Annotated in this window: 20 protein-coding genes; 8 read left to right on the top strand and 12 right to left on the bottom strand. The window is 75.4% G+C overall.

Annotation, left to right across the window (positions count from 1 at the left end):
• Positions 1-2 precede the first annotated feature (2 nt).
• Positions 3-974, bottom strand: a complete 972-nt coding sequence (gene ctaC, locus GA0070603_RS28240; protein WP_091320058.1) for an aa3-type cytochrome oxidase subunit II — start codon at positions 972-974, stop codon at positions 3-5.
• 171 nt (positions 975-1145) lie between these two features.
• Between ctaC and GA0070603_RS28235 the strand changes: the two genes are divergently transcribed.
• Both GA0070603_RS28235 and GA0070603_RS28230 read left to right on the top strand, forming a co-directional pair.
• The gene (locus GA0070603_RS28235; RefSeq protein WP_091320055.1) at positions 1146-2297 is read left to right on the top strand and encodes a cysteine desulfurase family protein; all 1152 of its coding nucleotides are present in this window, start codon (positions 1146-1148) and stop codon (positions 2295-2297) included.
• Positions 2294-2521 (top strand): sulfurtransferase TusA family protein, encoded by a 228-nt coding sequence (locus GA0070603_RS28230; RefSeq protein ID WP_091320052.1) that lies wholly within the window; start codon positions 2294-2296, stop codon positions 2519-2521. Before GA0070603_RS28235 ends, GA0070603_RS28230 begins: the two co-directional genes overlap by 4 nt.
• 61 nt (positions 2522-2582) lie before the next feature.
• Here GA0070603_RS28230 and GA0070603_RS28225 read toward each other — a convergent pair whose 3' ends face one another.
• The 4 genes from GA0070603_RS28225 to GA0070603_RS28210 all read right to left on the bottom strand — a co-directional run bounded on the left by GA0070603_RS28225 (position 2583) and on the right by GA0070603_RS28210 (position 6267).
• On the bottom strand, positions 2583-3557 hold the full coding sequence (locus GA0070603_RS28225) for a carbohydrate kinase family protein (RefSeq protein WP_091320049.1): 975 nt from the start codon (positions 3555-3557) through the stop codon (positions 2583-2585).
• A 224-nt stretch (positions 3558-3781) separates the two neighbouring features.
• Positions 3782-4150 (bottom strand): iron-sulfur cluster insertion protein ErpA, encoded by a 369-nt coding sequence (erpA, locus tag GA0070603_RS28220; RefSeq protein WP_091320045.1) that lies wholly within the window; start codon positions 4148-4150, stop codon positions 3782-3784.
• A 157-nt stretch (positions 4151-4307) separates the two neighbouring features.
• Positions 4308-4991: a DUF4232 domain-containing protein gene (locus GA0070603_RS28215; protein WP_091320042.1), complete on the bottom strand. Its 684-nt coding sequence runs from the start codon at positions 4989-4991 to the stop codon at positions 4308-4310.
• A 115-nt stretch (positions 4992-5106) separates the two neighbouring features.
• Positions 5107-6267 carry a glycerate kinase family protein gene (locus GA0070603_RS28210; protein ID WP_208862958.1) on the bottom strand — a complete coding sequence of 387 codons (1161 nt, stop codon included), beginning with the start codon at positions 6265-6267 and terminating at the stop codon, positions 5107-5109.
• Positions 6268-6311: 44 nt separating this feature from the next.
• On the opposite strand from GA0070603_RS28210, the gene nadA reads away from it, so the two are divergent.
• The 3 genes from nadA (at position 6312) to GA0070603_RS28195 (ending at position 9747) form a co-directional block, all read left to right on the top strand.
• On the top strand, positions 6312-7487 hold the full coding sequence (gene nadA, locus GA0070603_RS28205) for a quinolinate synthase NadA (RefSeq protein WP_091322378.1): 1176 nt from the start codon (positions 6312-6314) through the stop codon (positions 7485-7487).
• Between the two features lie 214 nt (positions 7488-7701).
• Complete coding sequence (murA, locus tag GA0070603_RS28200) at positions 7702-9057, top strand: UDP-N-acetylglucosamine 1-carboxyvinyltransferase (RefSeq protein WP_091320033.1); 1356 nt, start codon at positions 7702-7704, stop codon at positions 9055-9057.
• A gap of 90 nt (positions 9058-9147) precedes the next feature.
• Positions 9148-9747 (top strand): DUF3043 domain-containing protein, encoded by a 600-nt coding sequence (locus tag GA0070603_RS28195; RefSeq protein ID WP_091320031.1) that lies wholly within the window; start codon positions 9148-9150, stop codon positions 9745-9747.
• 85 nt (positions 9748-9832) lie between these two features.
• Here the strand turns inward: GA0070603_RS28195 and GA0070603_RS28190 are convergent, their stop codons facing one another.
• The gene (locus GA0070603_RS28190; RefSeq protein WP_091320028.1) at positions 9833-10141 is read right to left on the bottom strand and encodes an AzlD domain-containing protein; all 309 of its coding nucleotides are present in this window, start codon (positions 10139-10141) and stop codon (positions 9833-9835) included.
• Entirely contained in the window at positions 10135-10923 is a 789-nt protein-coding gene (locus GA0070603_RS28185) for an AzlC family ABC transporter permease (protein ID WP_244282632.1), read from the bottom strand. The genes GA0070603_RS28190 and GA0070603_RS28185 overlap by 7 nt, the downstream gene beginning before the upstream one ends.
• Positions 10924-10990: 67 nt before the next feature.
• Between GA0070603_RS28185 and GA0070603_RS28180 the strand changes: the two genes are divergently transcribed.
• On the top strand, positions 10991-11551 hold the full coding sequence (locus GA0070603_RS28180) for a helix-turn-helix domain-containing protein (protein WP_091320025.1): 561 nt from the start codon (positions 10991-10993) through the stop codon (positions 11549-11551).
• 10 nt (positions 11552-11561) lie between these two features.
• On the opposite strand, the gene GA0070603_RS28175 is transcribed toward GA0070603_RS28180, so the two are convergent.
• Genes GA0070603_RS28175 through GA0070603_RS28165 form a run of 3 tightly spaced genes read right to left on the bottom strand, consistent with a single transcriptional unit; the run spans position 11562 to position 14186 of the window.
• Positions 11562-12530, bottom strand: coding sequence for an ABC transporter ATP-binding protein (locus GA0070603_RS28175; RefSeq protein ID WP_091320021.1), 969 nt, complete (start codon positions 12528-12530; stop codon positions 11562-11564).
• Positions 12527-13342, bottom strand: coding sequence for an ABC transporter permease (locus GA0070603_RS28170; protein WP_091320018.1), 816 nt, complete (start codon positions 13340-13342; stop codon positions 12527-12529). The genes GA0070603_RS28175 and GA0070603_RS28170 overlap by 4 nt, the downstream gene beginning before the upstream one ends.
• The gene (locus GA0070603_RS28165; protein WP_091320016.1) at positions 13335-14186 is read right to left on the bottom strand and encodes an ABC transporter permease; all 852 of its coding nucleotides are present in this window, start codon (positions 14184-14186) and stop codon (positions 13335-13337) included. The genes GA0070603_RS28170 and GA0070603_RS28165 overlap by 8 nt, the downstream gene beginning before the upstream one ends.
• A 3849-nt stretch (positions 14187-18035) precedes the next feature.
• Here GA0070603_RS28165 and GA0070603_RS31315 point away from each other — a divergent pair.
• Both GA0070603_RS31315 and GA0070603_RS28155 read left to right on the top strand, forming a co-directional pair.
• A complete protein-coding gene (locus GA0070603_RS31315) occupies positions 18036-20366 on the top strand; it encodes a WG repeat-containing protein (RefSeq protein ID WP_425270523.1) in 2331 nt (776 codons plus the stop codon).
• 103 nt (positions 20367-20469) lie between these two features.
• On the top strand, positions 20470-21468 hold the full coding sequence (locus GA0070603_RS28155; protein WP_091320013.1) for an aldo/keto reductase family protein: 999 nt from the start codon (positions 20470-20472) through the stop codon (positions 21466-21468).
• Positions 21469-21574: 106 nt separating this feature from the next.
• Here the strand turns inward: GA0070603_RS28155 and GA0070603_RS28150 are convergent, their stop codons facing one another.
• Positions 21575-22372, bottom strand: coding sequence for a site-2 protease family protein (locus GA0070603_RS28150; protein WP_091320009.1), 798 nt, complete (start codon positions 22370-22372; stop codon positions 21575-21577).
• On the bottom strand, positions 22369-22569 hold the full coding sequence (locus GA0070603_RS28145) for a hypothetical protein (RefSeq protein WP_091320006.1): 201 nt from the start codon (positions 22567-22569) through the stop codon (positions 22369-22371). The genes GA0070603_RS28150 and GA0070603_RS28145 overlap by 4 nt, the downstream gene beginning before the upstream one ends.
• Between the last annotated feature and the right edge of the window lie 34 nt (positions 22570-22603).

The following is a 22603-nucleotide window of genomic DNA, read 5'->3' as shown; positions in this document are numbered from 1 at the left end:
CCTCAGCTTCCCGCGCCGGCCGTCGCGTCGGACGGGTTGAAGTTGGCGGTGTTGCGCCGCGTCTTGAACGGCACGGTTTCGGTGGCGTACTCGGGCTCGCCGATCGCCTTGAGCGCCTCCTGCGTCGACTTGCCGTCCTTCTTGGCAGCCAGGAACTGCTCGTACTTCTCCGGCGAGACGACCCGCAGCTCGAAGTTCATGAAGGCGTGGTAGCTGCCGCACAGCTCGGCGCAGCGGCCGACGAACGCGCCCTCCTGGTCGATGCTGGAGACCTCGAAGGTGTTGCGGATGCTGCCCGGCATGACGTCGCGCTTGAACAGCAGCTCCGGCACCCAGAAGGAGTGGATGACGTCGCGGCTCTGCTCCTCGAACCGGATCGACTTGCCGCTCGGCAGGACCAGCACCGGGATGACCTCGCTGGTGCCCAGCACCGACGCGACGGTGTTGGCGTCGCGGCCCTGGCCGTCGCGGTAGTTGAACTGCCAGTTCCACTTGAAGGCGACGACCTCGACGGTGACGTCGGGGTTCTTCGACTCCTTCACCACGTCGGTCTGCACCACCGCGGTGTAGTAGAAGAGCACGGAGACCACGAGGATCGGCGCGATGGTGTAGAGGAACTCCATCGGCAGGTTGTAGCGGGTCTGCACCGGCAGGGCGTTGCCGCGCTTCCGGTAGCGGATCACGCACCAGAAGATCAGGCCCCAGACGAACACGCCGACCGCGAGGGCCGCGATGCAGGACGCGATCCAGAGGTCGTACATGCGGTGCGACTCGGGGGTGATGCCGCCCTGCGGCCACCCGAAGCCGCCGAACGTCTTGCCGACGTCGCAGCCGGTGAGCAGAACCAGCAGCGCGGCTCCGCCGAGACCGAGCCCGGCGAGTCGACCGGCACCACGCCGCCGGCGCCCACCGGCCCCCGAGGAAGCGCTGTGCCGTACGGCCGACGGCCGTACCTCCGAACTCCTTGCGACCACCTGGTCCTGCCTCCCTAGCGCGCCGCGGTGATTGTTTCGCTCGACACCGACGGCAAAGGCGTCACCGACGGTCGCAGATTACTCGACCATGACGGGCCTGACCGTCTTGGGGTCGCTGTCCGCCCCCATCGGGGGGATCTTGGGCGTACCGGCGCGATAGCGTCAGGCTTCGTGAGCGCAAATCCGGTCTACCTGGACGCGGCCACCGCCGCGCCGCTGCACCCGGTCGCACGGCAGGCGCTGCTGGCCGCGCTTGACGACGGCTGGGCCGACCCGGCCCGGCTCTACGGCCAGGCCCGCCGGGCCCGCCAGCTCCTCGACGCCGCCCGCGAGGCCGCCGCGCAGACCCTCGGCGTCCGCGCCGACGAGCTGTCCTTCACCCCCAGCGGTACGACGGCAGCGCACGCCGCCGTGCTCGGTGGCCTGTCGGGGCGGCGCCGGGCCGGGGCGGCGCTGGTGCACTCGGCGATCGAGCACTCGGCGGTGCTGCACGCCGCGGAGCGGCACGTGGCCGGCGGGGGCGACGCGGTGTCCGTACCCGTGGACCGGCTCGGCCGGGTGGACCTGGACGCCTGGGCGGCGGCGGTGGCCGCGCCCGGGGTGGCCCTGGCCGCCCTGATCGGGGCGAGTCACGAGGTGGGCACGGTGCAGCCGGTGCCCGCGGCGGCGGAGCTGTGCGCCGAGGCCGGGGTGCCGCTGTACGTCGACGCGGCGCAGCTGGCCGGCCGGGCGCCGCTGCCGGCCGGCTGGTCGGTGCTGACCGCCAGCGCGCACAAGTGGGGCGGGCCGCCCGGCGTCGGTGTGCTGGTGGTGCGCAAGGGCACCCGGTGGGAGTCGCCGTTCCCGGCCGACGAGCGGGAGTCGGGGCGTACCCCCGGGGTGGTGAACCTGCCGGCGGTGGTGGCCGCGGCGGCGAGCCTGCGCGCGGCGGCGGCCGACGCGGCGGCCGAGGCGGCCCGGCTGCGGCCGCTGGTGGACCGGATCCGGGCCCGGGTGGCCGCCGAGGTGCCGGACGTGGAGGTGGTGGGCGACCCGGTGGACCGCCTCCCCCACCTGGTCACCTTCTCCTGCCTGTACGTGGACGGCGAGGCGCTGCTGCACGCACTGGACCGGCGGGGCTTCGCGGTCTCCTCCGGCTCGTCGTGCACCTCGTCGACGTTGCGGCCGTCACACGTGCTGGAGGCCATGGGGGTGCTGTCGCACGGCAACGTCCGGGTGTCGCTGCACCGGGAGACCACCGAGGCGGACGTCGACCGGTTCCTCGCCGAACTGCCGGGGATCGTCGCGGACCTGCGAGCGGAGGCGGGGGTGACCGGGCTGTGAGCGGGCCGGACGCGGTGCTCGACTGCCGGGGCCAGCGCTGCCCGCTGCCCGTGATCAATCTCGCCCGGCGGCTGCCCGAGCTGCCGGTCGGCGCGGTGGTCCGGGTGCTCGCCGACGACCCGGCCGCGGCCGTGGACATCCCGGCCTGGTGCCGGATGCGCGGCCAGGAGTTCGTGGCCGCGCATCCGGAGGGTCCGGGCTACGACGTGCGCCGCACCCACTGACCGGGCCGGCGTTCGGGTCCGCCCGGCCGTTTCAGGCGCGGCCGGGCGTCCCCGGGCGGGGTCACTGGAGGTGCGGGCGGACGTCCTCGGCGGCGGCGTCACCGTACGACTCGGCGAGCCGCTTGACGAACAGGTCGCGGCGGACCTCGTACTCCTGGCCGCCGAAGTTCTCCAGCACCAGGGTGGCGAGCAGGCAGCCGACCTGCGCGGCGCGCTCCAGGCTGACGCCCCAGTTGAGCGCGGCGAAGAAGCCGGCCCGGAAGCCGTCGCCGACACCGGTCGGGTCGACGGCCTGGATCTCGCGGGCGATCGGCACGTGGATGGTGCCGACATCGCGGCCGGCGATCTCCACGCCCTGCTTGCCGAGCGTGGTGACCCGCACCTTGACCCGGTCCAGCAGCTGGGCGTCGGTGAGCCCGGCCTTGCTCTGGAGCAGCGACTTCTCGTACTCGTTGGTCATCAGGTAGTCGGCGCCGTCGACCAGGCCGAGCACGTCCGCGCCGTCCATCCGGGCGAGCTGCTGCGACGGGTCGGCCACGAAGGCGTAACCGCGCTCGCGGCACTCGGCGGAGTGCCGGATCATCGCGGCCGGGTCGTTGGCGCTGACCAGCACCAGGTCGAGACCCCCGAGCCGCTGCGCCACGGGGGCCAGCTCGATGTTGCGGGCCTCGCTCATCGCACCCGCGTAGAACGAGGCGATCTGGCACATGTCGGTGTCGGTCGTGCAGACGAAGCGGGCCGTGTGGGCGATCTCGCTGACGTGCACCGAGTCGCAGTCGACGCCGTGCCGCTCCAGCCACGACCGGTAGTCGGCGAAGTCCGCACCGACCGCGCCGAGCAGCACCGGGCGGAGCCCGAGCTGGGCCATGCCGAAGGCGATGTTCGCGGCGGTGCCGCCGCGCCGGAGCACCAGCTCGTCGACGAGGAAGGAGAGCGAGACCTTGTCCAGCTGGTCGGCGATGAGCTGGTCGGCGAACCGGCCGGGGAAGCTCATCAGGTGGTCGGTCGCGATCGAGCCGGTCACGGCGATCTTCATGTCAACCCTCGTGGTCGGGAGCACGGCGCGGGTCAGCCTACCGGTCGCCCCGCCCGCTCGGACGGGGTCGGTCGACAACCGGCCGTCCCCCGCACATCCGGACGTCACGGTCCAGACATCCGCCGGACGGTCCCGGCCGGGGCTCTCCGGAGACAGAGAACGGCGGGACCAGCCCGTGAGGGATGGTCCCGCCGTTCAGGGCAGGCGTCGTGGGCCCGGTCGACTCAGCTGAACGAGTCGCCGCAGGCGCAGGAGTTGCCGGCGTTCGGGTTGTCGATGGTGAAGCCCTGGGCGTCGATCCGGTCGGCGAAGTCGATGGTGGCGCCGGCCAGGTAGGGGGCGCTCATCCGGTCGACGACGACCTCGACGCCGCCGAAGTCGGTGACGACGTCACCGTCGAGCGACCGCTCGTCGAAGAACAGCTGGTACCGCAGGCCGGAGCAGCCGCCCGGCTGCACCGCGACCCGGAGCCGCAGGTCGTCACGGCCCTCCTGCTCGATCAGGGCCTTGACCTTCTGCGCCGCGACGTCGGTGAGGACGACGGTGCTGGGGGCCTTGGCCTCGGTCGACTCGGTCTGCGCTGGCGTGGTCACGTGGAAGTCTCCCTGCGCGGTATGGGGTCCGGACGCACTGGCCAACGCCGCACGTCCGCCAGTGATTCCCGGTGTGGTCCAGATCCGATCGTACGCCGCTCCCACCGAGGTCACCCGGCGGCGTGACGACGGACTCGCCCCGGTCGGCGGCGGGCCGTCAGGCGGCCGGCGGGCGCCCGGCGGTGAACGAATCCACCTCGACCGTACCGCCGCAGGCCCGCCAGGCACCCTCGGCGGCCAGGTAGCCGGCGCCGCCCGGCGGGGTGAGCCGGAGCGCGGCGGCCGGCGGGTCGCACGGCGCTCCCTCGTCGTCGGCGCTGGGCACGTGGCTGACCGTGACCGCGGTCCAGGCCGTGCCGCCGGGCGCCAGCACCACGCGGTGGGCGGCGAGGTGGTGCCGCACCCGCACCGGAAGGGCCCGGCCCGCGGCGTCGACCAGCCGGATGTCGGGGAAGCCGGCGAGCGCGCAGCGCCCGCCGGACCGGTTCGCCAGCGCGAGGTAGGCGGTCCCGCTGCCGGCGTGGCCGGACGAGCCGGCGGACGCCATCGAGAGGTCGGCGGTCCGGCAGTCCGGGGTCCCGGAGGCGGGGCGGGTCGTCGGTCGCGCCGTGGCCGACGGGGCTTCCCGGGCCGGCGAGGTGGCCGATACCGCCGCGGCTGCCGAGGCGGTCGGGGTCGCCGAGGCCGTCGGAGTCGGGGCGGTGGCCGAGGTGCCCTCCCGTGCCGCGCCGCAGGCCGTGAGCGCGAGGGCGGCCGCGCCCGCCGCCAGCGCGGCCAGCCGGCGGCCGGTCCGCCGCCGTGTCGCCGGGTCCCTGGTCAGGTCAGCCGTGCCTGTGGTCATGTCGACCTCCTCGTCCCGTGTCCTCCGGCACACGCGCCGGATCCGCGCCGCGTTGCGGGCCGGGACCGTCGGGTGCGCGACACCTGTCACGCCGGGGAAGGCGGTCCGGGTCGCCTCAGCGGCTCCACTGGCCGGCGAGCCGGGCGCCGAGCGCGCGCAGGCCCTCGGCCGGGCGGCTCATCGCCGCCTCCACTCCCCCGCGCTCCTCGCCGCCGAAGTGCTCCACCAGGCTGTGCGCCTCGGTGACACCGGCGGCGGCGGCCTCCCGCCGCCCGGTGCTCACCCGGCCGGCCAGCACCACGCAGGGCACCCCGCGGTCGCGGGCGGCCCCGGCCACCCCGGCGACCACCTTGCCGCGCAGCGACTGGTGGTCGAAGGAGCCCTCGCCGGTGATCACCAGGTCGGCGGCGTCCAGCGCCGCGTCCAGGTTGATGGCCCGGGTGACCAGGCCGATGCCCGACTCGCACCGGCCGCCGAGCGCGAGGACCGCCGCGCCAATCCCGCCTGCCGCGCCGCCGCCGGGCAGCGCGCCGAGCCCCGCCGGGCAGCCCCGCAGGTCCTTCTCCAGCACGGCCGCCCAGCGCTCCAGCGCGGCGTCGAGCAGCAGCACGTCCGCGCGGGTGGCGCCCTTCTGGGGGCCGTACACGCTGCTGGCGCCGTGCAGACCGAGCAGCGGGTTGTCGACGTCGGTGGCGGCGACCAGCGCCGCGCCGCGCAGCCGGGGCGCGCCGTCCAGCCCGGCCACCGCCGCGAGGGCCGCCCCGCCGTACGGGAGGGCCCGGCCGGCCTCGTCGAGCGGGGTGACCCCGAGCGGGGTGAGCATCCCGGCGCCGCCGTCGTTGGTGGCCGAGCCGCCCAGCCCGACCACCACGGTCCGCGCTCCCGCCTCGACCGCGGCGGCGACCAGCAGCCCCAGCCCGTAGGAGGTGGTCGCCTTCGGGTCCCGCTCGGCGGCGGAGAGCAGGTGCAGCCCGCACGCCTGGGCGCTCTCCAGGTACGCCACGCCGTCGTCGGTGAGCAGGATCTCACCGGCCGCGGGCCGGCCCAGCGGGTCGACCGTCGGCACCGGCAGCAGCCGGCCGCCGAGCGCCTCGGCGAGCACGGCGACGAACCCGGGACCGCCGTCGGCCAGCGGCCGGATCAGCAGCTCGTCGGCGGGGGACACCGTCCGCCAGCCCTCGGCCACCGCGGCGGCCACCTCCTGGGCCGGCAGCGTGCCGGCGAACTTGTCCGGGCAGAGCAGCACGCGCATGCCGAGCAGTGTGGCAGGCCACATCCGTGACGGCTGCGCGGCCGTCCCGCTGTGGGACCATGGGTGACGTGACTTCGACCTGGGTTGAGCCCTCCAACACCGCCACTGCGCTGCTGCTCCTCGGCCGCGGCAGCGACCCCGCCACCGAGCGTGGCGTGGAGTGTCCGGGTGACCTCCCCGCGCCGAGCGACCCGGACCTGGTGGCCCGGGCGGCCGCGGCGAAGGCCGCGCTCGGCACGAAGGTCTTCGTGCTGGGCCACCACTACCAGCGCGACGAGGTGATCCAGTTCGCCGACGTGACAGGCGACTCGTTCAAGCTCGCCCGGGAGGCGGCGGCCCGCCCCGACGCGGAGTACATCGTCTTCTGCGGCGTGCACTTCATGGCCGAGAGCGCCGACATCCTCACCTCGGACCGCCAGAAGGTCATCCTGCCCGACCTCGCCGCCGGCTGCTCGATGGCCGACATGGCGGTGCTGTCGCAGGTCGAGACCGCCTGGGACGTGCTGACCGAGCTGGGCATCGCCGCGGACACCGTCCCGGTCACGTACATGAACTCCTCGGCGGACATCAAGGGCTTCGTCGGCCGTAACGGGGGCGTGGTCTGCACCTCCTCGAACGCGAAGCGGGCGCTGGACTGGGCGTTCGAGCAGGGGCAGAAGGTCCTCTTCCTCCCCGACCAGCACCTGGGCCGCAACACCGCCGTCCTGGAGATGGGCTTCTCGCTCGACGACTGCGTGCTCTACGACCCGCACAAGCCCAACGGCGGGCTCACCGCGGAGCAGCTGCGCGACGCCAAGATGATCCTGTGGCGCGGGCACTGCTCGGTGCACGGCCGCTTCACCCTCGACAGCGTCAACGACGTGCGCGAGCGGGTGCCGGGGGTCAACGTGCTGGTCCACCCCGAGTGCCGGCACGAGGTCGTCAACGCCGCCGACCAGGTGGGCTCGACGGAATACATCATCAGGACCATCGAGGCGGCCCCGGCCGGCTCGGCCTGGGCCGTCGGCACCGAGCTGAACCTGGTCCGCCGGCTGGCGCTGGCCCACCCGGACAAGCAGATCATGTTCCTCGACCGGGCGGTCTGCTACTGCTCGACGATGAACCGCATCGACCTGCCGCACCTGGTCTGGGCCCTGGAGGAGCTGGTCGCCGGCCGGGTGGTCAACCAGATCACCGTGGACCCGGACACGGCCCGGCACGCCCGGGCCGCGCTGGACCAGATGCTCGCCCTTCCGGGCGCCTGATCACCCTCGGTCACATCACTGGTACGGAAACGCACCGGAATCCCCGGTTCGTGCCCTCGCTGGTGATGTGACCGATTCCATTTTCGTCACGGAGGGCTATGCTGCCGGGGCGACGATGCACGCGGACCGTTTTGACCGGGCCGCCATTCGGGTAGCGATGCAGATCGTGCACCCCACTCATCTACACGGCAGCACCAACGCGCTGGAGGTTGCGTTGACCGACGACGTCCTGGTCGTACACGGAGGCACCCCGCTCGAAGGGCGGATCCGCGTACGCGGCGCGAAGAACCTCGTGTCCAAGGCGATGGTTGCCGCCCTGCTGGGCGACACCCCCAGCCGGCTGTTCGACGTGCCGCGGATCCGGGACGTGGAGGTCGTCCGCGGGCTGCTGGGCCTGCACGGCGTCAAGGTCAGCGACGGCGAGGAGGACGGCGAGCTGGTCTTCGACCCGTCGAACGTCGAGAGCGCCAGCACCGACCAGATCAACGTGCACGCCGGTTCCAGCCGCATCCCGATCCTGTTCTGCGGCCCGCTGCTGCACCGGCTCGGCCACGCCTTCATCCCGGACCTCGGCGGCTGCCACATCGGCCCGCGCCCGATCGACTTCCACCTCCAGGCGCTGCGCGAGTTCGGCGCGACAGTGGAGAAGACCCCGGAGGGGCTGCACCTGTCGGCGCCGAACGGGCTGCACGGCACCAAGTTCGCCCTGCCGTACCCGAGCGTGGGCGCCACCGAGCAGGTGCTGCTCACCGCGGTGATGGCCGAGGGCGTCACCGAGCTGCGCAACGCCGCGGTCGAGCCCGAGATCATCGACCTGATCTGCGTGCTGCAGAAGATGGGCGCGATCATCAAGGTCCACACCGACCGGGTGATCGAGATCCAGGGCGTGAAGCGGCTCAGCGGCTACACCCACCGGCCGATCCCGGACCGGATCGAGGCGGCGAGCTGGGCGGCGGCCGCGCTGGCCACCCGGGGTCACGTCGAGGTGCTGGGCGCCCAGCAGGCCGACATGATGACCTTCCTGAACATCTTCCGCTCGGTCGGCGGCGAGTACGAGGTGACCGACCTGCGCCCGCCGCGCGGCGGCCGGCCCGGCCAGGAGGGCGGCATCCGGTTCTGGCACCCAGGCGGCGAGTTGAACGCCGTGGCGCTGGAGACCGACGTGCACCCGGGCTTCATGACCGACTGGCAGCAGCCGCTCGTGGTGGCGCTGACCCAGGCCCGCGGCCTGTCGATCGTGCACGAGACCGTCTACGAGCAGCGGCTCGGCTACACCGAGGCGCTGAACACGATGGGCGCCAACATCCAGGTCTACCGCGACTGCCTGGGCGGCACCCCCTGCCGCTTCGGCCGGCGCAACTTCAAGCACTCCGCGGTGATCGCCGGCCCCAGCAAGCTGCACGCGGCCGACCTGGTCATCCCGGACCTGCGGGCCGGTTTCAGCCACCTCATCGCGGCGCTGGCCGCCGAGGGCACCTCCCGGGTGTACGGCGTCGACCTGATCAACCGGGGCTACGAGGACTTCGAGGCCAAGCTGGCGGACCTGGGCGCGCACGTCGAGCGCCCCTGACGCCGTACCGCTCCTCCCGCTACGACAACTCCCGCGCCCGGTGCACCCGCGATGTGCACCGGGCGCGGCTGGTTGGCTACCCTTGCCGGCGTGCCGTCGCTGTTTCGCCGTAAGCCCACCGACCTGGTCGAGGAGTCCGTCACCCCGGTGACGACCGACGAGGCGCCCGCCGCTGCCCAGCCCCGGGGCTACACGCCCGCCAAGGGACGCGAGACCCCGAAGCGCCCGGCCGCCGGCCGGCGCATCGCCGGGCCCGCGAAGCCGCTGACCAAGGAGGAGGCCCGGGAGCAGCGCCGGGCGGCGCGCGCCGAGTCGGCGGCCGAGTTCCGGCGGGAGGGCGGCCCGCGCGACCGGGGCCCCGAGCGGCTGCTGGCCCGCAACGTGGTCGACTCCCGGCGTACGGTGGGCACCTGGTTCTTCGGTGGCGCGCTGATCGTGCTGGTCGGCTCCAACCAGGCCATGCCGCCGATCGTCCGGCTGCTGTCGAACGTGCTCTGGGGCGCCCTGGCGCTCGGCGTGGTGATCGACTCGGTGCTGATCTCGCGGAAGATCAAGAAGCTGGTCCGCGAGCGCTACCCCAAGAGCACCGAGCGGCTCGGCTCGCTCTACTTCTACGCGATCATGCGGTCGATCACCTTCCGCAAGATGCGTGCCCCGGCGCCGCGGGTGAACATCGGCGACAAGATCTGACCGGGCCCGCCCGGCGGCTCTGACGCCGCGCCGCGACCTGGAACCGGCCCCTTCCCGCTCCGGCGGGGAGGGGCCGGTGTCGTCGTCAGGCCACCCCGAGCAGGCGCAGCAGCGCCGTGGTGCCCGCGGCCGCGACCACGACCAGCACGAAGGGCGCCCGCCGCGCGGCGAGCAGCAGGCCGACCAGTACCCCCGCGGGCCGGGCGTAGCCGGCGAAGCCGCCGGCCTCGGTCAGCGCCGCGGTGGCGGCGAGGGCGGCCAGCAGGGCGGCCGCGCCGACCGGCAGCAACTGGCGGGCCCACTCGGGCAGCGACAGCCGGTCGCGCAGCAGCACCCCGGCGACGCGGAAGCCGTAGGTGCCGGCGGCCAGGGCGAGGATCACCGCGATCAGCACGACGCCTCCCCGGCCCGCACGACCCGCACCGACCCGTCACCGTCCGCCGGCCCGCCGCCCGGGTCGTCCGGGGTGGCACCGCGGGCTTCCCGGCCGGCGCCCGGGTCGTCCGGCGCGGCTGTCGTCCGGCGGCGGGCCAGCAGCGGCAGGACCAGGGCGGCGAGCGCGAGGAGCACCGGCAGCCCGGCCGGCAGCAGCGGGGTGGCCACCACGGCCAGTCCGGCGCCGGTGAGCGCCACCCGGCGGGTCTCCCGGTCGCGGAGGCTGGGCAGCAGCAGGGCGGCCAGCCCGGCCGGGAAGGCGGCGTCGAGCCCCAGCGCGGCCGGGTCGCCGACCAGCACGCCGAGGCCGGTGCCGGCGTTCCAGGCCAGGAAGAGCAGCACCCCGGCGAGCCAGAACGCGTGCCGGCGCCCGGGACCGGCCGGGCGCGCGAGGGCGAACGCGGTCGCCTCGTCGGTCATGAGGTGGCTGCCGAGCAGCCGCTGCCAGCGCCGGGGGCCCAGGGCGCCGCCGAGGGCCAGGCCGAACGGCAGGTGCCGGGCGTTGAGCAGCAGGCCGGCGAGGACGGCCGCGAGCGGGCTGCCGGCCGCGACCAGGCCCACGGCCATGAACTGGGCGCCGCCCGCGTACACGAGCACCGACATGGCCAGGGTGGCCCAGGCGGGCAGGCCGGCGGCCACCGCCACGGCGCCGAACGACGCGCCCACGGCGGCCATCGCGGCCCCGATGGCGGCGACGTCGCGGAGCACGCGGGCGTCGCCCGTTCGATATGCCGTACGCATGGTCCATTATCCTGAACACAGGACCCGCGTTCGTCAAACCGAACAAACCGACCGATGGAGCGAACAGATGGCGATGGACCCCGCTCCCCCGCTCGCCACCATCGCGGCCGCCCTGCGGCGGGAGCGGGACCGGGCGGGGCTGTCGCTGACCGAGCTGGCCCGCCGCGCCGGCATCGCCAAGTCCACCCTCTCCCAGCTGGAGTCGGGCGTCGGCAACCCCAGCGTGGAGACGCTCTGGGCGCTCGGGGTGGCGCTGGGCGTACCGTTCAGCCGCCTGGTCGAGCCCCCCACCGCCGCCGTCCGCGTGGTCCGCGCCGGGGAGGGACCGCGGATCCGCTCCGAGCACGCCGACTTCTCGGCCACCCTGCTCGCCGCCGGCGCGCCCCACGCCCGGCGCGACGTCTACGTCATGGAGCTGGAACCCGGGGCCGTACGGCTCGCCGAGGCCCACACGCCGCGCAGCGTCGAGCACGTCGTGGTGGCGGCCGGGCGGATGCGCCTCGGCCCGGAGACAGACCTGGTCGAGCTGGGGCCGGGCGACTACGCCACGTTCCCCGGCGACACCCCGCACCGGTACGAGGCGCTGGCCCCCGGCACCTTCGCCGTGCTGGTGATGGAGCACCCGTGAGGGCGGCCCCTCAGCCCACCTCGGCCGGGGCGCGGTAGAGCCGGGCCACGACCTCCTCGATGTCCGGCTCCACGATCGAGATGTCCCGCAGCGTGGCCAGACCGGCCAGCCCGGCCACCACCTCGGCGACGCTCGCCGACTCCAGCGCGAACACCAGGCGGCGACCGTCCGCCTCCACCCGCTGCACGGGCGCGCCCGGCAGCACCGGCGGCGCGGGCAGCGCGGCGTCCAGCTCGGCCACCACCATCCGGCGGGAACCGTAGCGGCTGTGCAGGGCCGCGATCGAGCCGTCGTGCACCACCCGCCCGTGGTCGATCACCACCAGGCGCCGGCAGAGCCGCTCGATGTCGGCCAGGTCGTGGGTGGTGAGCACCAGGGTGGTGTCGCCGGCCCGGCCCAGCTCCGCCAGGAAGCCGCGGACCGCCTGCTTGCTGACCACGTCCAGCCCGATGGTCGGCTCGTCCAGGAAGAGCACCTCGGGGCCGTGCAGCAGGGCGGCGGTCAGCTCGCCGCGCATCCGCTGGCCCAGGGAGAGCTGCCGGACCGGGGTGTCCAGGAACTCGTCCAGGTCGAGCAGGCTCCGGCAGCGGGCCAGCCGGGCGGCGTGCTCGCCGGCCGGCACCCGGTAGACGTGCCGCAGCAGCGCGAACGAGTCCCGCAGCGGCAGGTCCCACCAGAGCTGCGAGCGCTGCCCGAAGACCACGCCGATGCGCAGCGCCAGCCGGGTCCGGTCCGGCACCGGCCGCAGCCCGCACACCCGGGCCCGGCCCGCAGACGGCGTCAGCACGCCGGTGAGCATCTTCAGGGTTGTCGACTTGCCCGCGCCGTTCGGACCGATGTAGCCGAGCATCTCGCCCCGCTCCACCCGCAGGTCCACCCCGGCGACCGCGGTGACCGTCCGCTTCTCCCGGCGCAGCCGCCCGGCCTTCACGCGAACGGTGAACTCCTTGCGCAGGCCGTCCATCTCGATGACGTTCACGATCCCGTACTCCGGTAGTGGCGGATCCCGACGCGCCACGCCACGGCGGCGACCGCCGCCGCGACCAGCGCGACGCCGGGCGAGGCCCAGCCCACCCAGGGCGGCAGGCCCAGCGGGTCGGCCCGGCCGAGCAGCGCCAGCGCCGGGTGGTAGCTGACAAAGGCGAAACCCAGCCCGTACGCGAAGACCGCGCGGAACCAGCCGCCGTAGACGGTGATCGGGTACGACGTGAAGTCGCGCCCGCCGTAGGTGACCGAGTTGGCCAGCTCCCCCGAGTCGACCCAGTAGAACGACACGGTGGCGGTGGTGACGAAGACCGCCGCGAAGAAGACCACTGCGGCGACCGGGGCGACCACCGCCAGCGCCACCCGGCCCGGCGTCCAGGCGATGCCGGCCGAGACCAGCGCGAACAGCAGCACGGCCAGCCCGAAGACCGCCCGGGAGACCTTGCGCAGCGGCAGGTCCATGAGCAGCAGCTGGGGCAGCGCGGCCAGCGGCCGAACCAGCACGGCGTCGAACAGGCCGGTGCGGACGTACCGGGGCAGCCGCTCGATGTTGCCCACCAGCAGGTCGGCGGTGGCGAACGCGAACGACGACAGGCCGACGACGACGAGCGTCTCGCGCAGCGTGAAGCCGCCCAGCTCCCGGGTGACCCCGAACAGCACCAGCACGGTCACCACGTCGAAGACGGTGGCGCCCATGTTCCCGACCAGGTCCACGACGAACGAGGTGCGGTACGCCGCCTGCGACCGGGCCTGCGCCCCGAGCAGCGCCCGGTACGCCCGCAGTGCCCCGGTCCCCGGCTCAGCCACCCTGCACCACCAGCCGGTGCTCGGCCCGGCGCTGCACCAGCCGGCAGAGCGCCAGCAGCAGGACCGCCCAGCCGAGCTGGAGCCCGACCAGGCCCAGCTCGGTGGGCAGCGGCTCCCGCTCGACCAGCACGTCGAGCGGCACCTGCAACAGGCTGGGGAACGGGGTGGCGTACCGCAGGGTGGCCTCCAGCCAGCCCGGCAGGAAGCCGAGCGGGAAGTAGAGGCCGGCCAGCACGCCGGAGCCCAGCGTCCAGAGGATCATCGGCCCCCGGACGTCCTGCAACCAGTACGCGGTCGCGTTGACCAGGTAGCGGCAGGCGAAGCAGACCACCACGGCGAGCAGCGCGGAGAGCGCGAAGAGCGGCGAAGTGGCCCAGTGCCGGGGCAGGTAGACCTCGAAGAAGAACGGGCCGATCACCACGGGCGGCAGCAGCCGGGCCAGCGAGGCGAACCCGGCCCGGCCCAGGTCGGTGGCGAGGTAGCTGGTCACCGGGTGCACCGGGCGGAGCAGGTCGGCGGCGATCTCGCCGGTCCGGATCCGGTCGGCCAGCTCGGTCCACCCCCAGATCGCGATCACCGCGAGCAGTCCCTGGCCCGCCCAGACGAAGGTGCCGAGCTGGGCGCGGTCGTAGCCGGCCACCGTGCCGGCCGCGCCGACCACCGCGAGGAAGATGTAGCAGCGGAGAAAGCCGAAGACGGTGTTCGTGACGACGCCCGCCACGGCCGCCTGGCGGTAGGTGGCGTGCCGCCGGAAGCCGGAGGCCACTATCGCGCCGAATGTCCGAAACCATCGGGTAACGTTTGGATCCGTGGGCGGTGCCACAGTGGCGGTGACCGAGCCCACGCCGCTACCCTCCTTCCGCAGCCACGACGTGCTGGACCGGGCGACTCTACCGGCACGTCGGGGCGCCCAGCGCGACAATTTCCAACGAGGTGACATCGCCGTGAGCGAGCGACGCGAGCCGGCCCCGGGGCCGCGCCGCGCGGGCGGCGACAGGGTCCCCCGATGAGCGGCTGGGACCGCTGGCGCGAGCTGGCCGAACCGTCCTGGGCGGCCGAACCCACCCACGAGTGGCGTCCACAGTTCCCCGGGCAGCGCTATCCGGGCGACATCGGCCTCGAATACCTGACCCCGCCCGCGCCGCGCGGCCGCGCCGTCGTCGGCCGGGCCGAGGTGCACCCCGTCAGCCCGGCGCCCGCCGGCGAGGACGCGTACCCCGTGAGCCCTGCTGGGCCGGACGACCTGGACGGGCGGCGGGGCGCGTACCCGGTCAGCCCCGCCGGGCCCGACGGCCCGGACCGGCGGCGCGGCGCGTACCCCGTGAGCCCCGCCGGGCCCGACGGCCTGGACCGGCGGCGCGGCACGTATCCAGTAAGCCCCGCCGGGCCCGACGACCTGGATCGGCGCGGCACATACCCCGTCAGCCCCGCTGGACCGGACCACGTGGACCGGCGGCGCGGCACGTACCCCGTCAGCCCGGCCGGGCCCGACGACCTCGACGGGCGGCGCGGTGGGCGGCCGAGCGGAGACGGGCGGCGGCCCGAGGACGGTCCTCGGCCCGGCGCCCCGGGCGACCGCTACGACCAGCGGTGGGTCCGCCCCGAGCCGGCGCGCGGGACCGCGCCGCACCGGCCGGTCTCCCCCGCCCCCGAGCCGGGCTGGCTTCCCGAGCCCGGCGAACACCCGCACCACCCGCCGCAGCGTTCGGGCCGGCCGGATCAGCGCCGCGGGCCTGCGACTCCTCCGCCCGGCCGGCCGGTGGAGCGGCGCGAAGCGGCGTTCGACGGGCGGTGGGATCCGGCGTTCGACGGGCGGTGGGATCCGGCGCTCGATGATCGCCGGTTCGGTGGTGGACGCGAGGCCGACTTCGAGCGGCGGGATCAGGCCCTTGACGGGCGGCCGGGCCGGCGAGCGGCCGACCCCGGGCGTCCGGCGGACCGACGCGACCAGGACATGCCCGCGCGGCGGGGTCAGGGCTACGACGGCCGGCGCGACGCCGGAACTGCCCGTCCGACCGACCGGCGGGACCAGAACTTCGGCCGCCCGGGCGACCGGGGTTTCGACGGGGCGCCGCGCCGCGAGCCGGACCGGAGCTACGAGGGGTCGCCGCGCCGGGAGCCGGACCGGAGCTACGACGGCCCGCCGCGCCAGCAGCCGGACCGGGGGTTCGACGGGCCGCCGATCCGGGAGGCCGCCGCGCGCGCCGAGACGTACCGGGAGGCGCCCGAGACCGGGCGCCGGCCGGTGGACCCGTACCGCGCCGAGCCGAGCCGGTACGCCGAGCCGCGTCCCGCCGCGTTCCGGCCGGAGGAGCGGCGGGACGGCCAGCGTCCCCCGGGCGACCGTGCCCGCCCGCACCACGAGGAGTGGCCGGTCGTCGAGCGGCGGCCGCGCACCGAGCCGGCCGGGCCCCGGCCCGACGAGCGGCCCCGCCCGCCGGTCGACCGGCCCGGCCCCGACGGCCGCCCCGCGCGACCGATGGACGACGCTGCCCGCTACGAGGGTCGTCGCCCCGACTCGGCCGGCCCGCGGCCCGAGTCGGTGGGCCCGCGGCCGGAGCCTGCGGGTCCGCGGCCGGAGTCCGTCGGGCCACGACCGGCGTCGGTGGGCCCGCGGCCGGAGCCTGCGGGTCCGCGGCCGGAGTTCCGGGCGCGCCCGGACGGGTGGCAGGGACGGCCGGGCGAGCCGGGACCGGCCCGCCCGGGCGACGGATGGCGCCCGCCGGTCGAGCCGGCTGCGCGGACCAGCCCGGACGACCTGCGGGACCAGCCGGTGCGCCCGGACGAGGTCAGGCGGCAGCCCCAGCCCGGGGCGCGCCCGGACCAGGGACGGGAGGCGGCCATGCCGGCCGCCCCGAGCCGTCCCGGGGAACGGCAGGACCGGCCGATGGCGCCGCCTCCGCCGCGCGCCGACGACGCCGACCGGCGGCCCCTGACGCCCGCGCGGCAGGACGAGCGGCCCATGCCCCCCGCTCGGCCGCACGAGCGGCCCGTGCCGTTGGCGCAACCCGACGAGCGGCCCGTGCCCGTGGCGCACCCCGACGAGCGGCCCGTGCCAGCGGCGCGGCCCGACGAGCGGCCCATGCCAGCGACGCGGCCGGACGAACGGTCTGCCCGGCCGGACGAGCGGCTCGTACCCCCGGCGCGCCCCGACGAGCGGCCCATGCCGGCGGCGCGGCCGGACGAGCGGTCTGCCCGGCCGGACGAGCGACGGCAGCCGACGATGCCAACCCCGCCGATCCGGCCCGACGAGGTCCGGCGTCCGCCGGTGAAGCCGGAGACCCGGCCCGACCCGCACCGGGCGCCCACCTCGAGTGCGCCGGTGCCGGCCACGCCGGTGTCTGGCGCACCGGTCGCCAACATGCCCGTCACCGGCATTCCCGTGCCGGACGCACCCGTCTCCGGGCCACCGGTCCTCGACGCGCCGGTTCCCGGCCGACCGGTGTCCGGCGCCCCCGTCTCCGGGGCACCTGCCTCCAGCGCTCCCGTTTCGGGTCCGCCCGTCTCCGGCACGCCCGCTTCGGCTCCGCCCGCCTCTGGCGCACCGGTCTCCGGCGCTCCCATTTCCGGGCCGCGCGTCGCCGGGCCTCCCGTCTCCGGCCCGCCCGTCTCCGGGGATCCCGTCTCGGGTCCGCCCCTTTCCGGTGCTCCCGTTTCGGGTGCGTCGGTTTCGAGTCCGCCCGTCTACCCCGGCGACCGACCCGTGCCCGGCGATCGGTCGGGCCGGCCGGCAGGACCGGAGGCGGCGAACACGCCGACCTATCCCGCCGAGCGGCCAAGGATCGACGAGCGCGCCGACCGCCCGACCCCGCCGAGGGCTCCGTCCGACGTGCCGCCCGCGGCCAACCTGCGCGTCGAGTTCCTGCCCAGCCCCGCCGGCGCGTCGCCGCTGCCCGACCGCCCGGCTCCGACCGACCGCCCTGAGCCGGCCGCGCGGACCACCCACGGCCTGGAAGGTCCGCCGCGCCCCGCCCCGGCACCGCAGGCCCGCCCCGCTGACGCACCGACCCCGGTCGCACCGGCCCCGGCCCACCCCGCGCCGCCCGCCTACCCCGGGCCCGGAGCCGCCCGCCCGGAGCACACCCTTCTCCCGACCGCGCCCACGGAGGTCCCCCCGCCGGGCAGCGGCGGTAGCACTCCGCGCCCGGCCACGGCCGCCGAGGACGCCCGGCCGGACACCACCCCCGAGCCCACCACCTTCGCCGACGCCCGTCGGCGGGGCGGCACCGCCGTCCCGACCACGCCCGCCGAAGACCGCCGACCGGGCATCGCCGTCGGCCCGACCACCACCACCCCGGCCGACCGGCCGACGGACGGCGGTCGCGCGAACGCACCGCACGGCCCACATTCGCCGGAGGCCGGAGACCGCGTGTCCGCACCGGCCACCACCGCCCGGCACGAAGGGGTATCCGCACCGGTCACCGCCGCCGGGCACGAAGGGGTGTCCGCACCGGTCACCGCCGACGGGCACGCAGGGGCCGCCGACCGGCCGGAGGAGGCGGCGTCGGCGCGGCGCGCCGAGCCGGCGGGCGGTGGCGCGGACGCCTGGTTCCGGCCGAGTGCGCCGGTGTCGCCGGACGCTCCGACGGAGGCGTCCGCCCCGGCGCACGACGCCCCGCACGACGGCCCTGAGCCCGACGCGACGACGGTCCGGCTGGAGGCGGACCTGTCCGACCCGGTCCACGACGCTCAGGTGCCGGCCGGCCCGGCGACAGTCGCACCCGGCCCGGAGCGGTCCGCCCCGACCGCCGACCCGCAGGCAGGGTCGAACCTGCGTGCTCTGGGTGCGTCTGTTGTTGCCCCGGCGACAACAGACGCACCCGAAACCCTCGCCACCGGATCGCCGGCACCGTCGCTGCCCGCCGGCATCGACCCGGACCCGGCCGGCCGGGCACCCGCCGCCGGCGCTGCCTCCGGCCGGCCCGGGGTGGCGACCGATGTGCCGTCGCAACCGGCATCAGTCGGCCCGGCGTCCGTCGGCCCGGTGGCCGGCGCGTCCGGTTCCACCGCCGCCACGGCTGCGGTACCGTCCGCCGCCACCGCCACGCCGGCACGACCGGCTCCGGCGCCCTGGACACCACCGGTCCCCGGCCCCGCCAGCTCCGACACCGACCCCGGTTCGGGCTCCGGCTCCGGCTCCGGCTCCGGCTCCGGCTCACGGCCCACCTCCGGACCACCCGTGCCGGACCCGGCCCCGCAGGTCGCAGGCGCTCTTCCTCCGGAACCGGCCACACAGGTGAGCGAAACGCCCGGGCAGGACCGGGCCACGCCCGTTTCCGGAGCACCGGCGCCGGACCCGGCAGCACCCGTCTCCGCAGCCCCTGCCCAGCAGACGCCGGCGCAGGCCGACGTAACGGCCCAGGCCGACGTAACGGCGCAGGCCAACGTGCCGGCACAGGCCGCGCCGCGGGAGGCCGCCCCACCGGCAGTCACGTCGCGCGAGAACCACGCGGCCCGCGATGCCGCCCCGGCCGAGGTCCCGGACGAACCGGCCGCCGCCGATCAGCCCCATCCCGTCCCGGCTCCACCGGCCGCGGCGGACGCGCCGGAAGCCCACGACACGCCGGCAGAACCCACCACGGCTCCGGGAACCGACACCACCCCGGCCGGGGAGGCAGCGCCGCCGACCGCCACCGGCGAGCAGGGGGCACCCGAGCCGGACGCCGAGGCCGACGCCGAGGCCGACGCCGACGCCGACCAGCGGGAGTCCCGGCCGGCGGACCCGGAGCAGGCCCTCGCCGCCATACGCTGGCGGCTGCACCCGGAGACCCTCCGCGAGGAGGCCCCCGACCCCGAGGCACTGCGCGAGATCCGGGACGGACTCACCACCAAGCTGGGCAGCGCGCTGGACAACCGCAGCCGCGCCCGGCTGCTCAGCCTGCGCTCGGTGGCGTCCCGGATCCTCGGCGACCTGGACGACGCGCTGGCCGACGCGCGGCTCGCCCTCACGTACGCGGAGGCGACGGGCGAGTTGCGGCGGACCGCGCTGGCCCGCGCGCGGCTGGCCGAGGTGTTGCGCTGGCGGGGTGAGCACGCGGAGGCCGACCGGCTCTTCGCGGAGGCCAACTCGCCGGAGCTGCCCGACCGGCTGCGCGCGGTGCTGCACGAGCACTCCGGCCGCTCCTGCTACGACCAGGGCCGGCTGACCGAGGCGTGCCTGCACTTCGAGCGGGCTCTGGACCTGCGCCAGGGCGAGGATTCGGAGCTGAACGCCCGTACGTCGCTGGCGTTGGACGCGGTCGCGGAGCGGGCCGCGACGGGCGGGTTCGGGCCGAAGCCGCGCAGCCGGGAGGCGGTCCTCGGCGGCGAGCGGCATCCGGTGCCGACGTTCGACGAGGAGCAGGAGCTCTGGGGGTACGCGGACGCCGAGGGCGAGCTGGTGATCGCGCACCGGTACGCCGAGGTGCAGCCGTTCCGTGAGGGCCTGGCGTGGGTACGCCGCCCGGAGGCGTCCCGCTGGGCGCTGATCGACACGACCGGCGCGGCGCTGATCGAGGCGAACAACGGCTACCGGGCGGTGGGCTCGTTCTCGGAGGGGCTGTCCTGGGTGTCGATGGACGGCAAGGGCCGGTGGATGGCGGTCGACCGGACCAACATCGTGAAGATCCCGCCGGGCTACGAGGACGTGCGGCCGTTCCGGGGCGGCCTGGCGGCGGTCCGGCAGAACGGCGGCTGGGGCGCGGTGGACCGGACGGGCCAGGTGGTGGTGCCGACCCGCTACCACGGTCTGACGACCGCGCTGGCCGACGGCCGCTACGTGGACGGCTTCACCGAGGACGGCCTGGCCGTGGTGGAGCTGGCCGGCCGCCGTGGGGTGGTGGACCGGACCGGCCGGGTGCTCGTCGCGCCGGCGTACCCGACGGTGGTGGTGCATCCGGTGGCGTTCCTGGTCGGCGACGAGTCGGGCCGGTGGGGCGCGCTGGACCGGCGGGGCGAGCGGCTGATCGAGCCGGTGCACCCGAGCCGGGCGGCCGTGGTCGCGGAGATCGACCGGTTGCTGGCCGACACCACCCCGGTGCTCTGACCCGCGGGACCCGGGGCAGCGCGGCCGGGAGCAGCGCACCCGGGAGCACCGCACCCGGGAGCGCCGCACGTCGACCATGATCGGGCGGGGCTAGTGTCGGGTCATGGAATTCCGACACCTAGGCCGATCGGGCCTGCTGGTCAGCGAGATCTCGTACGGCAACTGGATCACCCACGGGTCGCAGGTCGAGGAGGAGGCGGCGACCGCCTGCGTGCGGGCCGCCCTCGACACCGGCATCACCACCTTCGACACGGCCGACGTCTACGCCGGCACGAAGGCCGAGGAGGTGCTCGGCCGCGCGCTGAAGGGCGAGCGGCGCGAGGGGCTGGAGATCTTCACCAAGGTGTACTGGCCGACCGGGCCGGGCCGCAACGACCGCGGCCTGTCCCGCAAGCACATCATGGAGTCGATCAACGGCTCGCTGCGCCGCCTCCAGACCGACTACGTGGACCTCTACCAGGCCCACCGCTACGACTACAGCACCCCCCTCGAGGAGACGATGGAGGCGTTCGCCGACATCGTGCACTCCGGCAAGGCGCACTACATCGGCGTCTCCGAGTGGAAGGCGTCGCAGATCCGCCAGGCGCACGCGCTCGCCCGCGAGCTGCGCGTCCCGCTGGTCTCCAACCAGCCGCAGTACTCGATGCTGTGGCGGGTCATCGAGGCCGAGGTCATCCCCACCAGCGAGGAGCTGGGCGTCGGCCAGATCGTGTGGTCGCCGATGGCCCAGGGCGTGCTGTCCGGCAAGTACCTGCCGGGCCAGCCGCCGCCGGCCGGTTCCCGCGCCACCGACGAGAAGTCCGGCGCGGGCTTCATCGCGTCCTGGCTGAGCGACGACGTACTCACCCGGGTGCAGCGGCTCAAGCCCCTGGCCGAGCAGGCGGGGCTCACCATGCCGCAGCTCGCCGTCGCCTGGGTGCTGCAGAACCCGAACGTCTCCTCGGCGATCGTCGGCGCGTCCCGGCCGGAGCAGGTGCACGACAACGTGAAGGCGGCGGGCGTGAAGCTCGACGCCGACCTGCTCAAGGCCATCGACGAGATCGTCGAGCCGGTCACCGAGCGGGACCCGGCGAAGACCGAGAGCCCGGCGCAGCGTCCGTGACGCTCTCCCCGGGCCGGCGCGACCTCCGCGCCGGCCCGGGCCCCCACGGGGGTACGCACGACCCGGAGCGCCCCGCCGCTGCGCGGCGGCTCCCGCGACCGGTGGGTCAGCCCCGCCAGAACCTGATGAGTTCGAGCCCGAGCACGTAGAGCTGGGGCGGCAGCCCGAGGAAGTCCGCCACGTCGAAGACGGCGCCGAAGAACCAGTTGCCGATCCGCGGGCTCCACAGCAGCGCGAACAGCAGGATGAAACCGTACGGGGCGAACAGGTCGTACATCCGCCGGTATTCCGGGCTCAGCCACGGCTGGATCATGTTGCCGCCGTCCAGCCCGGGCACCGGCAGCAGGTTGAGCACGCTGGCGGTGAGCTGGAGGAACGCCAGCAGCCCGACGCCCGCCCAGAACTCCAGCGGGCCACCCACGCCCAGGCCGACCCGCACGGCCAGCACCAGCAGCAGGGTGAACAGCACGTTGGTGGCCGGGCCGGCCAGGCTGACCAGGGTGTGCCGCAGCCGGCCGGGGATGGCGTGCCGGTCCACCCACACCGCGCCGCCGGGCAGGCCGATGCCGCCCAGCAGCACCACCACGACCGGCAGCACGATGGACAGCAGCGGGTTGGTGTACTTCAGCGGGTTCAACGTCAGGTAGCCCCGGTGGGCGATGTCCCGGTCCCCCGCCCGGTACGCGACCACGGCGTGCGCGTACTCGTGCAGGCAGAGCGAGATCAGCCAGCCGGAGACCACGAAGAGGAAGACGTCGAACCGGACGTTGCCGAACCGGTTCCAGGTCATCACCCCGCTGGTCACGAAGATCGCGACCAGGGCCAGGAAGATCGCGCTGGGCCGGAACGCCGCCCGGGGCACCCCGAGCACCAGCGGGTCACGCGGCCGGTCGTAACCCGTCATTCGGCCGGGGGCAGCAGGCTCATCCGGTACTCCACCCGGTCGTCCTCGACGAGCGCGACGGAGGTGACGCCGGATGCCGCGAGCTCCCGCCAGGCCTGGCCGATCCACGATTCGGCGTCCGCCTGACTGGGGAACGACTCGCCCGGCCCGTCGACCGAAGCGCCGTTCGTGCCCTCGTACCGCCAGCTCCACGCCATGCCGCGTCTCCCCTCGCCGCCGTCGCCCCTGGGA

Source organism: Micromonospora chersina, from assembly GCF_900091475.1.
Lineage (GTDB): Bacteria > Actinomycetota > Actinomycetes > Mycobacteriales > Micromonosporaceae > Micromonospora > Micromonospora chersina.
Note: the sequence above shows the minus strand (reverse complement) of the source record. Positions and strands in the feature narration are given on the sequence as shown.

Coding starts and splice junctions, on each gene's coding strand:
- GA0070603_RS28225 (WP_091320049.1), bottom strand. CDS start 3,557: ATGAAGATCGCCGTGACCGGCTCGATCGCGACCGACCACCTGATGAGC.
- GA0070603_RS28215 (WP_091320042.1), bottom strand. CDS start 4,991: ATGACCACAGGCACGGCTGACCTGACCAGGGACCCGGCGACACGGCGG.
- GA0070603_RS28210 (WP_208862958.1), bottom strand. CDS start 6,267: ATGTGGCCTGCCACACTGCTCGGCATGCGCGTGCTGCTCTGCCCGGAC.
- GA0070603_RS28185 (WP_244282632.1), bottom strand. CDS start 10,923: ATGCGTACGGCATATCGAACGGGCGACGCCCGCGTGCTCCGCGACGTC.
- GA0070603_RS28180 (WP_091320025.1), top strand. CDS start 10,991: ATGGCGATGGACCCCGCTCCCCCGCTCGCCACCATCGCGGCCGCCCTG.
- GA0070603_RS28155 (WP_091320013.1), top strand. CDS start 20,470: ATGGAATTCCGACACCTAGGCCGATCGGGCCTGCTGGTCAGCGAGATC.
- GA0070603_RS28150 (WP_091320009.1), bottom strand. CDS start 22,372: ATGACGGGTTACGACCGGCCGCGTGACCCGCTGGTGCTCGGGGTGCCC.
- GA0070603_RS28145 (WP_091320006.1), bottom strand. CDS start 22,569: ATGGCGTGGAGCTGGCGGTACGAGGGCACGAACGGCGCTTCGGTCGAC.